This is a genomic window from Congregibacter brevis, from assembly GCF_045689245.1.
In the GTDB taxonomy this organism is placed as follows: Bacteria; Pseudomonadota; Gammaproteobacteria; order Pseudomonadales; family Halieaceae; genus Congregibacter; species Congregibacter brevis.
Genome location: NZ_CP136865.1, coordinates 1242747 through 1259228, shown reverse-complemented (window position 1 = coordinate 1259228; position 16482 = coordinate 1242747). Strand labels below are relative to the sequence as shown.

8 protein-coding genes are annotated in these 16482 nt (G+C 54.9%); 2 read left to right on the top strand and 6 right to left on the bottom strand.

Going from position 1 to position 16482, the window contains the following annotated elements; translation table 11 throughout:
- Positions 1–8: 8 nt before the first annotated feature.
- From R0137_RS05515 to R0137_RS05495, 5 genes are all read right to left on the bottom strand, one after another.
- Entirely contained in the window at positions 9–1259 is a 1251-nt protein-coding gene (locus R0137_RS05515; protein WP_407329187.1) for an acyl-CoA dehydrogenase family protein, read from the bottom strand.
- Positions 1260–1317: 58 nt separating this feature from the next.
- A complete protein-coding gene (locus R0137_RS05510; protein WP_407329185.1) occupies positions 1318–3018 on the bottom strand; it encodes a class I adenylate-forming enzyme family protein in 1701 nt (566 codons plus the stop codon).
- Between the two features lie 41 nt (positions 3019–3059).
- Positions 3060–4199: an acyl-CoA dehydrogenase family protein gene (locus R0137_RS05505; RefSeq protein WP_407329183.1), complete on the bottom strand. Its 1140-nt coding sequence runs from the start codon at positions 4197–4199 to the stop codon at positions 3060–3062.
- A 12-nt stretch (positions 4200–4211) separates the two neighbouring features.
- Positions 4212–5393, bottom strand: a complete 1182-nt coding sequence (locus tag R0137_RS05500) for an acyl-CoA dehydrogenase family protein (RefSeq protein WP_407329182.1) — start codon at positions 5391–5393, stop codon at positions 4212–4214.
- Positions 5394–5569: 176 nt separating this feature from the next.
- Positions 5570–6337, bottom strand: a complete 768-nt coding sequence (locus R0137_RS05495; protein WP_407329180.1) for an OmpA family protein — start codon at positions 6335–6337, stop codon at positions 5570–5572.
- Between the two features lie 205 nt (positions 6338–6542).
- Here R0137_RS05495 and R0137_RS05490 point away from each other — a divergent pair, with 205 nt between their 5' ends.
- Entirely contained in the window at positions 6543–7310 is a 768-nt protein-coding gene (locus tag R0137_RS05490) for an enoyl-CoA hydratase/isomerase family protein (RefSeq protein ID WP_407329179.1), read from the top strand.
- 7 nt (positions 7311–7317) lie between these two features.
- On the opposite strand, the gene R0137_RS05485 is transcribed toward R0137_RS05490, so the two are convergent.
- Positions 7318–8352, bottom strand: a complete 1035-nt coding sequence (locus R0137_RS05485; RefSeq protein ID WP_407329177.1) for a hypothetical protein — start codon at positions 8350–8352, stop codon at positions 7318–7320.
- A 152-nt stretch (positions 8353–8504) separates the two neighbouring features.
- On the opposite strand from R0137_RS05485, the gene R0137_RS05480 reads away from it, so the two are divergent.
- Positions 8505–16481 (top strand): hypothetical protein, encoded by a 7977-nt coding sequence (locus R0137_RS05480; protein WP_407329175.1) that lies wholly within the window; start codon positions 8505–8507, stop codon positions 16479–16481.
- The last annotated feature ends 1 nt before the right edge of the window (position 16482 follow it).

Sequence of the window (16482 nt, the reverse complement as noted above, 5' to 3'; positions counted from 1 at the left end):
TATGCCTATTAACCGTCGCGGAAAGTCGCGTTAACCGGTTCCTGATCCGAGTACTTTTTAAACTCGTTACGACCAACAACCATGCGATGCACGGCATCAGGACCGTCAGCAAGACGCAGGGTTCGCTGCCCCATGTACATAGTCGCCAGCGGCGTGTCCTGCGATACACCCAAACCACCAAACATCTGAATTGCTTCGTCGATCACCTTCAGAGTTACATTTGGCACGGCGGTCTTGATCATCGAAATCCAGATACGCGCTTCCTTTGGATCAACGTTGTCCATCATCCATGCTGTCTTGAGGGTAAGCAGTCGTGCTTGCTCAATGTCCATGCGGGCATTGGCAACGATGTCGATGTTGGCACCCAAACGAGCCAAAGGCTTACCAAAGGCCACTCGCGTTGTCGCTCGCTTGCACATCAACTCCAAGGCGCGTTCAGCGGCACCCAAGGCTCGCATGCAGTGATGGATACGACCCGGTCCAAGACGACCCTGAGAAATTTCAAAGCCCCGTCCTGCACCGAGGATGACATTCTCTTTGGGTACGCGAACATTGTTAAAAGCCAGCTGCATGTGTCCGTGGGGGGCATCGTCCATAGAGAACACCTGCATGGGTCGAATAATCTCAACACCCGGTGTATTGATGGGCACCAGGATTTGAGACTGCTGTTTGTGCTTAGCGGCATCGGGATCAGTTTTGACCATCACGATCATGATTTTGCAACGTGGATCGCCCGCACCAGATATCCAGTGTTTCTCGCCGTTGATGACCCACTCGTCCCCTTCAAGCACGGCGCTGGTGCAAATATTGGTCGCGTCAGAGGAAGCAACACCGGGCTCGGTCATTGCGTAGGCGCTGCGAATCTCACCGTTCAGAAGCGGTGTGAGCCACTCAGCCTGCTGTGCTTCGCTACCGTACTTGGTCAGTACTTCCATGTTGCCGGTGTCGGGAGCCGCGCAGTTAAAGGACTCAGCCGCCAGGTGCGATCGACCCATTTGCTCGGCTAGATAAGCGTATTCAACCGTTGTTAGACCGCTCGCTTGCTCACCCTCGGTGAGGAAGAAGTTCCACAGACCTTCGGAACGCGCTTTCGCTTTTAGCGTCTCGATTATTTCGGTTTGTCGCTCGGTGAACTGCCAGCGATCACCTGTGGCGATTTCTGCCGCGTACTCTTCCTCAACAGGCACCACCTCGTTGTCGATAAAGGCCGTAACACGCGCCAATAAGGGTGCAACTTTTTCCGATACTCCTAGGTCCATGACCCGATCTCCTTACATGCATGCCTCACGTTCTTGCGAGGCAAATAAATAAAAACCCTCAAGCAGCCGCTAACTGTTCGCTCAGCTCCGCCTTGAGTTGTCGTTTAAAAATCTTGCCCGTAGCAATACGTGGCAGGGCTTCCTCATGAAAACGGACGTGCGCGGGAATCTTGAATCCCGCGATGTGCTCTTTCAAAAAGCTTTGCAGCTCCTCGGCAGACAAACTTTGACCCTCGCGTAAGACCACACTCGCTGCCACTGCCTCGCCCAGACGCTCATCGGGTACGCCATAAACAGCAGCTTCACTGACGGCAGGATGCTGATAGATACCGGCTTCTACTTCGATACAGCTTATGTTTTCGCCGCCTCGGATGATGATTTCTTTCATGCGATCGACAATGAACAAGAAGCCTTCTTCATCGATGTAGCCCACATCTCCCGTGTGGAACCAACCATCACGAAAAGCCTCCGCGCTGGCTTCGGGCTTGTTCCAATAGCCGAGGCAATTCGCAGGGGAGTGAATACACACCTCGCCGCGCTCTCCCGCAGGCACTGGCTGGTCATTCTCATCGAAGATCGCAATATCCGTAACCGCAGGTACTGGCCGTCCGGCACTGCCCGGCCTCGCGCGGTAAACTGCACCCGTATTGATGGTCCCAAGAGCATTAGTCTCAGTAAGCCCGTAGCCGATACCTGCCGATGAATGCTTAAAGGTGGTTGCGAGCTTCTCGACCTGTGCGGGCGGTCGAGCCGCACCACCACCATAAATCTCGGCAAGAGACGATAAATCCCGATCAGACTCAGCGGCAGCAGCTTGAAGTTCCGCAGACATCGTCGGTACGCCGGTGAACCAGGTAACGCGCTCCTCTTCGATCATGCGCAGCGCTTCCTGCACGTCCCACTTGTGCATTATCACTAACTTACGGCCCACAATAAGCGACAGTAAGAAAGCTGTGTGACTGCCAGTGCAATGAAACAGCGGAATGGTTAGAAGGCCTGATGCTGGAAACTTTGCTGGCTCGCTGTCGCCACCGGCCTGCTTTGCAGACAAGCCCAACAGCATCCAGCTGTAGAGTGCAGACAACATACCGCGGTGAGATGACAGTGCACCTTTGGGATGCCCGGTAGATCCCGAGGTGTACATAATTGTCGCGTGATCATCACCGGTCACCTCAACCTCGGGCATCTCGGCACCCGCATGAGCGGCTACCAGATCCTTAAACTTGCTGAAGTCCACCGCCAGACCATCACAATCGTCCACCGCGATGAGCTTAAGCTGCAGCTCATCCTGCAGAGGCAGCAGGCGCTCCATGCGCTGACGATCAACAATCACCAGCTTTGCGCCGCAGTCCTTCAAGCCGTAATCGAGCTCCTCGGTGGTCCACCAGGCGTTCATAGGGACGGCTACTGCGCCAATGGACAGTACTGCAATGAAGCCCATCATCCACTCGGGATTATTGCGGCTGAGAATCGCCACGCGGTCACCGGGTTGCACGCCGAAGTCATCAATAAGGGACCGTGCCAGAGCTGCGGACTGCGCATAGCTCTCACCAAAGGTCATGCGGTTATCGCGATAGACCGTGAATTCCTTGTCCGCGTGATTCAGCATAAAGCGGAAGTACGCTGCCATATTGTCTGGCGCTGAGGCGAAGCTTCGATACTCCGCGCCATCGATGGTTACGGTGCTCAACGCAAAGGGTGCGCCGTCCTGGGTTAGCTGCGCGACAGCTTCATCAATTTTCTGCAGTTCTTCGCTCATACTTTTTATAATTTCCTGTGCCTGCGGGGTTAATCAGCTCATCAGTATCCACCGATTCGCGCAAAACGATCCAGATGATAGTAGTAGTCACCCATCAAATGCTCCAGTACGCGGGAACGCTTCATGTACAAGCCGATGTCGTATTCATCGGTCATACCGACCCCGCCATGCATCTGAACGCCTTCGTTACTGGCTAGTCTGGCAACTTCACTCAGCTTAGCCTTGGCGGCACTGGCCAAACGCGACAGGTTTTCGTCATCTGCGTCCACTGCCTGCAGCGCTTTGAGGACGATAGACCGCGCCAACTCCAACTCGGCAAACAAATGCGCGGCGCGATGCTGCAATCCTTGGAACGAACCGATCACCGTTCCGAACTGCTTGCGCTCCCGAATGTAGTCCATCGTTCGCTCAAAGGCTTCTAACGACAGCCCGAGCAACTGGGCAGAAAAGCCAATGGCTGCTATATCCAGTGTGCGATCAAGCCCTGCCCACGCGTCACCTTCGCCTCCCATGAGCGCATCAGACGTCAATCGAACACCATCCAGAGCAACGGATCCGCATTGCCGGCTATCGACCATGTCACAGGACGTTACGCTCAGGCCCGCAGCATCTGCGGGAACTAAAAACGCGCTCAGCCCTTCTTGATCTCCCACTGCTCCACTACTGCGTGCAATCACGACAAAGGCATCCGCGGATTTGGCATCCAAAACCATGCGCTTTTCACCGGATACGACGTACGCATCACCGTCGCGCGTTGCCGTCGCAGCCACCGCCGCGGGATCGAAGGCGCCGGACTCCTGTAATGCCAAAGTCACCTGCCTTTCGCCAGCGGCTATTGCAGCGAGCCACGTCGCTTTCTGCGGCTCCGTGCCCAGACAGTTAATCGCCGTGGCGCCGACCAGCACGCTCGCCTCAAGAGGCGAAGCACTCAGATGACGTCCGGCCTGCTCCAGAACTACACCCAAGCCCGTGTACCCATAACCCAAGCCGCCGTAGGCCTCGGGAATCGCAATTCCCGCCCAACCCATCTCAACCATCTCTTGCCAGACCGCGGGTTCAAAGCCGAGCTCATCACCAGAATCTCGCAGCTTTCGAAGATGCCCTACGGTCGCCTTGCTCGCCAAAAAGCCTGCTGCAGACTCTTTGAGCATCTGTTGTTCTTCGTTTAGCACTAATGTCATGACAGCAATACCTCAGGCGTCGGGTAGGCCAAGCACGCGCTTGGCTACGATATTGAGTTGAACTTCGGAGGTGCCGCCCTCGATGGAATTACCTTTTGATCGCAAAAAACTGCGTACAGTTTCGCCGCCGTGGTATTCATCACCAGACCATCCCAACGCAGCTTCACCACCCACAGCGAGATTCAGCTCATTGCGACGCTTGTTCAGTTCCGTGCCGTAATATTTAAAGATTGATGATGCGGGTCCAAGCCCCTGCCCGGCTTTCACTTCGTCACCAACGCGTTCCATGGTTGCGCCAAACACCATGGTATCCAGCTGATGTTGGGCTATGTCTTGGCGCAGAATACCGTTACGAAGGCGGCCTTCTGCATCGGCGCCCATTTGTTCTACCGCCGTTTTACCCAGAGACTTACCTCCCGAGGTGCCAAACGCTGAAATCATCTCCCGCTCGTGTGTCAGCAGATACTTGGCAATCGTCCAGCCCTGGCCTTCTTCGCCAACCAGGTTCCGTTTTTCCGCGCGAGCGTCGTCAAAGAAGGTCTCGCAAAACGGCGAAGAACCACTAATGAGACGAATGGGCTTTGCAGTTACGCCGGGCTGATCCATATCAAAGAGCACAAAACTGATGCCTTCGTGCTTGCTGCCCGAGTTGTCCGTGCGCACCAGGCAGAATATCCAGTCCGCCTTGTCTGCGTAGGAGGTCCAGACTTTCTGGCCATTGATTACATAGTGATCACCATGATCGTCGGCGCGCGTTTGTAAACTTGCCAGATCTGAGCCTGCACCGGGTTCCGAGTACCCTTGGCACCAGCGAATCTCGCCGCGGCAGATGCGCGGCAGATGCTCCAGTTTCTGCTCTTCACTACCGAACTTCAGTAGTGCGGGCCCGAGCATTGAAATGCCAAAAGAGTCCAGCGGGCGCCGGGCACCAATGCTGTTCATTTCTTCTCTGAGAACCTTAACTTCTTCGGCAGAAAGACCGCCACCGCCGTACTCTTTGGGCCAGTGAGGCACGGTCCAGCCACGTTCGGCCATGCGCTCACACCAGAGTGGCTGTTCGGGGATGTTTACTTCGGGGTTTCGCCCACCGTTATAAATGTCTTCAAAGCTGCTAACGGGTTGGCGCATGGATTCGGGGCAGTGGTTGGCGAGCCACTCCCGGGTTTCCTGACGAAAGGTATCAATCTCGGTCAAAGCGGAAGCCTCCTGAGGGTTACGAAGTCGAATATGAATGGCTTGGACAGCCTGTGCCCGCACCGCAAAAAGTCGGATTTGAACATACAGTATGTTTTGCTGTCGCTCAAGTATTCTTCCCGGTAAAGAAAAGGCGCCGGTGCAATCCGGCGCCTCCAAACATGGGCAAAAGTGCCTTAACGAACTACCAGTTCAACGCGTCGGTTGCGCTCGCGCCCGTCCCGGCTGTCATTGCTGGCGATCGGATTAGCTTCACCGCGACCCGTTGCACGCAACTGGTCCGCATCAATACCTTGAGATACCAGATAATCCACTGCTGCTTGCGCACGACGCTCGGACAAGCCCTGGTTGTACTCCTCAGGACCCGAGGTATCGGTGTAACCGACAACATCCATCTTCACGCTGCTGTGGGACTTGATAACAGCAACCGCTGAATCCAAAGCTGCTCGCGACTGAGCGTCCAGAGTCGCACTGTCAAAGTCGAAGTTCAGACGGTCCACTGTTAACACCACCTCATCTTTCACCGGGCAACCTGTGGTATCAACTTTGACGCCCGCAGGTGTATTCGCACACTGATCTTTGTAGTCGGCAACACCATCCCCGTCACTATCAAGGGCGCAGCCGTTCATATCCACTTCCGCGCCGGCAGGGGTGTTTGCACAGCGATCCTTGTCGTCCATCACGCCATCGCCATCACTATCCGTAGGCGCTGCGGCAGCTGCCGCCATGGGCGCGGGCTCTTCGTAATCGCAGATAACAGCGCCTACACCGGCACCCACTGCTACGCCACCGACTGCGCCGGCTCCGCCAGCAGTTGCACCTACAACGCCTCCCACTGCACTACTGCCGACGATACAAGCTTCGTAATGACGTACATCAACGCTGCTACAAGCCGCGAGCACTGCGGCTGACAGAAGCACAAAAAGCCGAGTTAACAATTTCATGGTGATATCCTTTCTTTACTATTTTTTTAGCGGAAATTTGCATTTTGAGTTCAGGGCTTTTAAGGCCAAGCACGCACTAAACGCTGCTGTAATAGGTTCCCCGCGCCGGAGGGTACACCATTTGAACGACGGGTACACACTTCCCTCACGCGTTTTTATGGCGGTGCTAAACTTTAGCCCGTTAGCGATCTTAGGGAGTGAATCGATGTACAAAACACTTGAGATAGAGCGCCTGGGACAGACCGCGTCTCTGTGGCTGAATCGTCCCGATAAGCTCAACCCTTTGTCTTTAGAGACACTGGAAGAACTCACCCACGCGGCCAACGAATTTAATCGCGACAACACCATTAAGGTAATCACGGTAGGCGGCAGAGGGCGGTGCTTTTCAGCGGGGGCAGACCTAGCAGGCTTTCCTGCGCCCGGTGACGTTGGCGCCAGGGAAGCGGCTGATGCAGGAAGACGCATGGCCGACGCCATGGAACAGATTAACGCCGTTACCATCGCGCGTATTCAAGGCTGGTGCATTGGTGGGGGGTTGGTGTTGGCTGCCGCTTGCGATCTGCGCATAGCGGCTCAGGATGCGCGGTTCTCAATCCCTGAAATCGATCTCGGTATCCCGCTAGCCTGGGGAGGTATCCCCCGGTTGGTGCGCGAGATTGGCCCAGCCCTCACCAAGGAACTCGTCATGACCTGCCGACCGTTTGATGCGCTGGAGGCCTTGGGCGCCGGGTTTCTAAACAAGACAGTGGATATAAAAGAACTAGATGAGGCAGTAGATCGCATGGCAGAGTCCATCAGTTCTCGTCCAGCATTTCCGATACAGGCTACCAAGCGCCATGTCGATGCGGTAACCGCTAATCAGGTAGGACTCCCACGATCTTGGTCAGACGCAGACAGTCTTCTCGCCGGCCTTTCGGACCCAGAATGTCAGGAAGCGCGAGAGCGCTACGTTCAAGCAAGGAGCAAAAGCTGAGCAAGGTTTAGCGACCGCCGACCAACTCCCGATCGAGCATGACCTCCAGACGAAAAACGATACCCATCACCCCTTCTCGTTTTTCTTCATAGAGATCTCTTCGCCAGTTGTAACTCGGCTCTATCTCGTAGAACAAAAACTGTCGGAAGAACTGCTTGCGGTAGAGAAACCCGAGACGATAACTGGTCTCGTAGTTTTCAGGCTGGTCGCGGCCACTCACGGCAACAAAATACTCAATGGCGCTCGGAAACTTTGCATGGTCATCCAGCCAGCGTCGATAGGTAATACCGGTGTTGTAATCCCAAAACTCTTTATCCTCACGGTATCGAACCCGCCCGGCCCAACGAATCAGGCTTTTATCGTCCAGAATTCGGTTCGCCTCAAAGTTGGTAAGTGAGCGATAGCCATCCTCGGTGTGGTACTGCAGGCGCTGGGTGAATCGCGCCCAACTGTTATCGGTAATTGATTGCTGATAGCGAAAACGCACACCGGGTAAAATCGCCGGACCTGATCGCACGGAAATCGTGGCATCGAGGCGTGTGCGGCGACCATCTCGGACATTTACGCGCAGGCCTACATCATTTTCCTGCCCGCGCTCCTCCTCAGTCAGCGTTTGCTCAGACTCCTCGCCAGAAAACACCAGGTCGACGCGTTCTGAAATCTTCGGAAGATCCACCTGCCCCCGGAGCCGCACCTTGAGATCATGACCATCGCGTTGATCCCAATCATCTATAAAGATGGCACGAACAAAGGAATCCGCCCGCTCCGCATCGCGCACTTGCGCACCGAAAAAGTCATCCATCCATTGGGCTAAGGCTTGGGTTCGATTTGTGGCGTACTCGTGGCTTTTGTCGACCCAGTGCGGGCTCTCAGGCCCCGATACAGGCTCTACCGGTAGCTCAGTCAACTCTTGATCAATGGTGTCAGAGGCCGCCTCGATCGAATCGACAGCAAGCACCGCGCCCGAAGGAAGGCTACAGAGCACCGCGCCCCAGAAAACCGGCTTCGCAAGTTCTTCTATCAGATTCTTTACCGACAACATTTGCCTAGAATTATCACACTTAGCTACCCATAGCAGTATGAACATGCAATGTGCGATACATCACACTTTTGGCACGCAGCTTGCTGTTAAACTGGCCGGTGAACATAAGCGTCAAGAATGCATACAAAAAGAGCAGAGCCCGAAAAGTGTATATGAGACTAAAAGTCAGTGCTGGCCGTGGTGCAAAAAAAGCCCCGATGACCCCTTGTATCGGGCAGCGGCTTTTCAGCGTTTTAGGCGTTGCCCTTTTCACTTTCCTTGCAACACTGCCAGCTCACGCACAGATCCCGTCCGTGAGCCTGCAAGGTTTACCTGCAACACCCCTGATCGGCGAGGAGTTTTGCGTCGACGCCAGTTTCACGAACACAGATAGCACCACAGGCTATGGGCCGTACCTCATTACGGTTGTCGACAGCCAGATTCGACGACTGAGCATCGATTTTGTTGATATCCCCCCTCAGCTCACCCAGATCGGGACCTTTGACGCCACCGGCATGTTAACTGACCCCATCTCGGGCATCCCGCTCACCGGAAACCCGGGTGGTAGTGCATGGATTGCGCGGTACCCCGTCGGATCTGTTGACCAAGGACAACCCGCACTGGTTATGACCGTGTGTGCAGTTGTGGAGGCAGGAGCGGATATTGGAGTGGCGAAACCCGTAGAAGTGATTCCCGGGTTCGAGTTCGGTGACACAACAGTAGGAACAAACGGCGCAATAACCGGTACGCCCAGCAACTCCACTGTTACGCCCGAACTAGCGCGTATCACGAAGGCAAATTCAGCGCCTGAAGGCGAACGCCCCCCTGGACCCAGCCACGCTTTTGTCTACACATGGAACGTGGACATTTCAGAAGGCGTTGCGATAGAAAACATCGTCCTGAGTGACGTGCTGCCTGCACAGATTCAGTGGACGGGAGACCCCATAAGCATCGCGTCGCCCTTTGGCGTCGGCTGCTCGATAACCGGCGACCCCAACCTAGCGCCGACCACGGGCGGCACAGTGACGGCGGAATGTGCCGCGGTTCTTGGCACCGCAGGTACCGCAGACTTATCGGTTTCGGTACCGGTTTACATTTCTGATGTTCTTGATGAAACCCTGCCTGACAGCGAAAGCATCGTAAACACGGTGACTTTTGATTACGACTATCAGGGCACGGGATTCAATGACACAGCGAATAGCACCGTTACTGCAAAGCATGCGACGCTGCAAAAGTCCGTAGCGGGTACTGGACTCCCGGGTGGAGTCCTGACTTATGTAATGAACTTTCGTCTGACCGACTTCCCAGACGCCCCTCCCGGCTCCGGGGCCAACACCTTTATCATTGACGATGTGATCGCCGATGGTTTGCGCTTTGACGGCACAGTAGCGTTGGTCATAAATGGCGCAACCGTCCCCATCACCGCCACAGCAATACCGGGGCCTGGTGCTGGACAGACCTCGCTGACATGGGACATCGCTGCGGCAACAGGTGGCCAGCTTGATAACGGTGCTCAGGGTTCTTTGACCTACGAGACAACCATCCTCGACACCTATGCCAATGGCGATCCCGTATTGGCAGCAGACGGTTTCGACAACTCAGCCACCCTCACCTACGGATTAACCGAGGGCGGCAGTGGTTCGAACGGCTCAACGATCGATGCGGCAGTACAGCCAAACGTACCCGACAAAACCATTTTTTCACCGAACCCGGTACCGCCAGTACTCCAGCCGGGTGACGAGGTCATTTTTGAGCTCTCGCTGAGCATTCCCGCCGGGAATACGGGCAACGTGACATTCGTTGATTTTTTACCGCGGCCGGTGTTCACCGTCGCAGATTTTGTCGAAGCGAATGACCTTTCTATTTTGCCGCCCTTTGCAAGCCTCAACCCCACGGTCACGACGCAGGCGAGTAACAACTCGATTCGCATGGAGTTTGGCAATGTCGCAACAACCATCGCCACCACGCTGCGTGTACGACTGACCGCTCGCATTGTGGGCACGCCCTTCGCGGATTCACTGTTTCTCACCAACCTGTTAGAAACAAACTACGACACCACCGATGGCAGGACCATCACAGACCTACAGGCCGTTGGCGGAACCATCGGCGCGCCGTCTCTCACCATTACCAAAGGCGTTATCGCTACCGATAACAGTGACGCGATCATTGTCCCGACTCCGCCGGCGGACCCTAGTACTGAAACCGCGGAGAGCGACGTCAACGGCGTCGATGCCTTCGACGAAATCACCTATCTTTTGACCGTGGAGAACGTTGGCACAACACCCGCTTACAACGTGACCTTTGATGAACCCGTAGTGGGTTTACTGGCCTGCACTGAACCCACTGCAGGTGACGTTGTCGATGGCAACGGAAACGTTTTGTCGTTCACGGGCTCCCTAACCACCGGTATTGTTTTAGACGACCCATTAGCCGCAAACGATGGAATGGAAGGAGCGCCATACGGCACAGACACAGCTCTGGCGACCGTTCGATGTACTCTGGATGGCGCAGTTGAACCTTTGCAAACCGTAACCAACGAAGCCGGGGTAACTTGGACATCCGTGCCAGACCCTGCCGCACCGTTTACTCGCGTTACGGACACGGCCGAAGCGGTAATCGCGACCCCCCTTGTTACCAAAACGATTACGGACATTTCTCCCGGCTACAGCTCCCAAAACCTTCGTGCACACATCGGCGAGCTCGTCACTTATGACCTGGTAATCACTGTCCCCGAGGGCACGTCTACCAGCGTAAGGGTAGAGGATCGATTGCCTAACGGGATGGCCTTTACCGACGTCGTTTCGATTGTGCCGAGTAGCGCTGACATCACGACATCGCTGGGCAACTTCAACAACGTGCTTGCCAATGCTGGATTCAACAGTTTGGGCAGCGGAGAAACAGCCCCAGATCGACGTTTAGTTTTTGGTCCCGGTAATAACAATAGTGGTTTTGGGACGATAACTAACGCGAACAGCGACAACAGCGTTGACGAAACCATCACTATTACTTATCGAGCAAAGGTCCTGAACGCTTCGGTCAACACCTCGGGACAGCGACGACGAAACCGCGCCCGGTGGCTGTGGCAAACCAGCGGGGAGTCTCGGCGCAACGTTCAAGGACGTGCAGACCCTATTCGCATCGTAGAGAGCAGTCTTCAGCTCGCGAAAACGTTTACGCCTGATACTGGTGACGATGCGACTCCTCCGCTGGTCACGCTCACACTGAATCATGCGAACGGGACTACCGCTGACGCGTTCGATGTTAGCTTAAGTGATGTCCTCCCGAACGATATGCGGGTAGATGGGCCCATCGACGACAGTCTTTGTCCAGCGACTCCCGACAACATAACGGTCACGTCTCTCGCAGCATCAGATCAGGTAGAAGCAACTTGGGATACTTTCCCGCAAGGGGCTGTTTGTACGCTGAGCTTCCAGACTCAATTTATCGTAAACCCCATAGCCGGGATTCGATTAGAAAACTGCGCTGAATCACTCTGGGAGAGCCTTTTAGATAGCGACCAACCCGTGTTGCCCAGCACGCCGAACAACACCCTAGGGGTAGAACGTACCGGCAACGATGCCGACCCGGGACAGCAAAACAATTACCGCCTTCAGAGCTGCGACATCTTCACTGTGTTCGGTGTTGGCCTCACCAAAAACGTTACAGCAACCGATCAAAGCCATACGGACAATATTCCCGGCACACCCCCCGACGCCGAATCGCTTACTATAGGCGAAACGGTGACGTTTCAAGTTGTCGCAACGATCCCCGACGTCAACATCCCCAATCTGACCATCACGGATTTGTTACCCATCACCGACAACGTGCTGGAGCTTATCTCTGCGAGAACAGTTTTTGTCGGCAGCGATTTAACCGCCGCATTCCCCGACCCGACAGCTGCCATCGACGATCGTGATGGCGACGGCGTTAATGATCGTGCAGTGCTGAACTACGGTCCGGTAACGCAGGCCGCTGATGGCATAACAGATTTTCGCGATCGGATTCGCATCCAAGTGGTTGCTAAAGTAAAAGACGCGCTGGTAAACCAAAACAACGACAGCACCAGCAACGCCGCCATTGCGCGATTTCTTCCTTCGATCACATCCTCGGACAACGCTGCCTTGGAAGTCGTCGAGCCACTACTGAGCATCAGTAAAACAGCGAACACAGGACAGGCGGAAGCAGGTGATCTGGTTACCTATACCCTTCGTGTGGAGCACAGCCCCGCATCGCGCATCGACGCCAAAGACCTCGCTTTAAGCGACGTGATTCCTACAGACCTTAGTGTAGCGTCCGCCGACGTCAGATTAGGTGCTGTGTGTAGTGCCTCACCAGATACCGGACCTACGTTAACCGCCGGGGAAATCACCGCCACCTGGGCGACATTCCCGCTAGGAAGCGTCTGTGAAATCGAGTTTGACGCTTCGGTAAATGTAACAGCCGTAACCGGGCAGACGATAATCAATACTGCGGAAGCGGTGTGGACCACTTTGGATACCCAAGGCGACCCTGATGACAGAAGCTATGACCTTACTGACCAGTGGACACTGAATATCAGTGCACCTGGTATCACCAAGGAAATTACCGATATCGATATCGGCGACTTTGTGTTGGGCGCGTCCTCCCAAGATCTTACGATCGGCTCAACAGTTACCTTCACCATAGGTGCTGACTTCCCCGATGGGACTACAGAGCAAGCATTTGTCACGGACAGTATGCCTAACACCGACGTCGCCTTCGAGATAACAAGAACCGAAGTCGTCGCCATAGGCAGTGACCTTTCAATTAGTAGTGGCCTGTTAGTGGGTGACGCAGCTCTCGACTGCAGCCCAGGAGCACCGCAAACCTGTGCTGAATGGTTACTGGGCAATGTGGTGAACACACCGGACAACCGACCGGAGCCCGATGCCGACGATCGTGTCACCTTCGAAATCGATGCGATAGTGTTAGACAACGCACTAAACTCCGGAGCCCCCGGCGAAGACAAGAACCTGCAAAACCGCGCCCAGCTTCGCAGTAACTCCATTAACGTCGTCGCGACTACTAGCTTCGATCTCATTGAGCCGCAATTGCAAATTAGCAAGCTCACCGAGAATGGCACCTTACCGGCCATCGTTGTGGCGGCGGAGCAGAAGAGATTCGTACTGGAAATTAACCATACCTCCATATCCACCGCCACTGCTCGGTCCATCACGGTAACTGACGTATTGAATAGCGACATGCTGTGGGTAAACGACAGTACGGTGGTATCTGACTGTCCAGGCTTTGCGATCGTAAATAGCCCGGCGCCGCTCACCAACGGGAGTCTTGAATTTTCTGTGGACTCACTCAGTGTCGCGGAAAGCTTCTGTGAAATTGGCTACGATGTTCAGGCTGTCGGAGCGGGCTTCCCGGTGCCTAGCGAATTTCCCAATGTAGCCACCATTACCTGGGAGTCAGCCCCTACAAGCCCAGAGTCACGGGTGGGGAACGAGAGCGATCGCAATTTCCTCGTAAGCCTTAGCACAGCCTCGGTAAGTAAGGTTGTATCTGGTACCTCTGTTCCAGATACAGGAAGCGCGCAGGCGAATCCACTGCTTGAGGATCTCACCATAGGAGAGCAGGTACGTTACGAGATAGTGGCTGCGTTTAGCGAAGGCCAGCAAACGGGCGTCGTGCTTACAGATACGCTGCAGGCCGACGATCCGAGCGGCCCCATACTGGAGCTCATCGGTGGCAACGTGATTTCCATTGGCGACAACATCACAACCTCGTTGCCGGGAACACCTGTTGTTGCCGGAAACGTAATTACCATTGACTACGGCACGGTCGACAACGTGGCAGACATGGTTTTGAACGAAAAGGACACCATCGTCTACGAACTGATCGCACGAGTAGTGGACGTGCCGAACAATGTCGCCGGTATCACTTTGACGAATACGGCAGATTTAAACTTTACGGGTGCCGGACTACCTGAGACCAGCAGCGTAGATATCGACGTGGTTGAACCTGACTTAGCTGCGACCAAAAACTTTACTGACTTAACGGAAGGCATCGCGACTATCGAAATCACGGTGACCAACATTGGCACCTCCAGTGCTTATGAGCTCACGGTGACAGATGCGTTTGATGAGGCGTTCTGGATACCTGGAAGTCTTACACCGATCACGCTGCCGCCCGGCTTCACACTGACTGAAGCGTCCGCAGCAGGCACAACTACCGTCACCCTTGAGACGGAAGGTAATCCCGCGAAGCCCGAGGAAGTTTTGGCGCCGGGAGAAACACTGTCGCTAACATTCTCCATGGAGCTGGTAAACGGAGGCATCGTTGGGGTCAGCCAAATAGACAACACGGCGGACGTTGAAGCGACCAGCCTACCGGGTGTTGACCCTGCAGAACGCACTTACACCACCACTGCAACGGACAGTCTGTTTTTCCCAGATTTGGTGTTGGAGAAAACGTGGACAGGGCCAAACAATCCGGCGGAACCCGGGGACACAATTACTTACACCCTGACGCTGGACAACAACGGACTAGCTGCTGCTACGACGCTGGTGATTAGCGATACGCCGGACGCAATTGGAGAGTTTCAAGCCGGTTCTGTGAGCGCTTCTGGCATAGGTGTTGTGGGCACCGGCAACACGCCGGGCGACACCAGTATCAGTGTGAGCTACACCACCCTCGCGGCGACCGCGACTGCAACAATTACTTACGATGTTCTGCTGCCACTGCCGTATCCCGATGGGCAGACTTCTCCGGAAGAATTGAGCAACCAAGCCAACGCTGACTCTAAAGAGCAACAGGGCATCATCTCTGATGACCCAACTACGGGCACTGCAGACGATCCAACAGTTGTTCCGGTCATTGCGGATCCCGTGATGAACGTTACCAAAGACGATCAAGTGGTACTCACCGCTCCTGGGGCCGTAATCGAGTATCTCATCGCCTACAGTAACTTGGGCAACCAAGACGCCACCGGCGTCGTTATCACCGAAACGGTACCCGCGAACACTGTTTACACCGCGGCAAGCAGCGCCGCAGGTTGGAGCTGCGCTGACGGCAGTGGCCCCGGAACAAGCTGTGATTTCACCGTTGGAAATCTGTCGGACACGCCGGGCAATGTGGTGTTTGCCGTACTCGTCGATACACCGCTACCTCCAGCCGTTACACAGATCGACAACCTCGTTTCCATCACCGATGACGGAGATGAGTTCGACCCCGGAGCGCCGGTTATTCCGTCGACAGACACGGACACAGAACAAACACCGATTGGAGGTGCATCCCCGCAACTGCAGATCACCAAAGATGATGGCGGCATCGGCGTCACCCCCGGTCAACGTTATAGCTACCTCATTGATTACGCGAACATTGGCAATCAGGGCGCTACCGGCGTAGTGGTTTTGGAAACCGTTCCCGACGACGTGGCGTTTAGTGCGGTAGCCAGCTTGCCGAGTGTATGGAGCTGCCCAAATGGAAGCCCTCCGGGCACGGTTTGCTCTATTACCATACCGCTGCTACTAGCCTCAGACAGTGGTCAGGCCCGATTTGGTCTTGATGTCAATTTCCCTGCAGAGGCTGGCAGAGAGCTCATCATCAACACTGTAGATATTGAGGATGACGGCGCAAACTCCGTGCTCCCTGCAACTGACACCGACACCGATGACACACCTCTCATCGCCGTACCTGAGATTTACGTAAGCAAACAAACAGATGCCGGTATCGTTCGCGAAGGCGACAGCATCATCTACACCGCAATGTACGGAAATCAGGGAAACCAGAATGCCACCGGCGTTATCGTTCGTGAGGCTGTACCGCTCGGATCTACCTTTAATGCCAGTAACAGTGCCCCGACCCCTTGGAGCTGTGCAGACGGTGCGCCTGGCGGAACGATTTGCGAATATCCGGCGGGCGCGGTCAATGTGGGCTTCATGGAAACTCTGATGTTCGCGATCGACGTTGTAAGCACACCAGATAACCGGCAAATCATTAACATCATCGAAGCCAATGATGACTTCAGTAATGGTCTGGATCCCGTGCCCGAAAACAACATCGCGCGGGTAATCAATATGTTCCCGGCACTTAGCGTTGACACGATGAGTCGCAGTGCTCTGTTTGTGATGGCACTGCTGTTATTGGCTATTGCCAGACGTCACCAACAACGTAAAAGCTAAG

Bases quoted from the DNA above. Each gene is read 5' to 3' on its own strand.
- R0137_RS05515 (WP_407329187.1), bottom strand. From the start codon at position 1,259: ATGGACCTAGGAGTATCGGAAAAAGTTGCACCCTTATTGGCGCGTGTT.
- R0137_RS05510 (WP_407329185.1), bottom strand. From the start codon at position 3,018: ATGAGCGAAGAACTGCAGAAAATTGATGAAGCTGTCGCGCAGCTAACC.
- R0137_RS05505 (WP_407329183.1), bottom strand. From the start codon at position 4,199: ATGACATTAGTGCTAAACGAAGAACAACAGATGCTCAAAGAGTCTGCA.
- R0137_RS05495 (WP_407329180.1), bottom strand. From the start codon at position 6,337: ATGAAATTGTTAACTCGGCTTTTTGTGCTTCTGTCAGCCGCAGTGCTC.
- R0137_RS05490 (WP_407329179.1), top strand. From the start codon at position 6,543: ATGTACAAAACACTTGAGATAGAGCGCCTGGGACAGACCGCGTCTCTG.
- R0137_RS05485 (WP_407329177.1), bottom strand. From the start codon at position 8,352: ATGTTGTCGGTAAAGAATCTGATAGAAGAACTTGCGAAGCCGGTTTTC.
- R0137_RS05480 (WP_407329175.1), top strand. From the start codon at position 8,505: ATGAGACTAAAAGTCAGTGCTGGCCGTGGTGCAAAAAAAGCCCCGATG.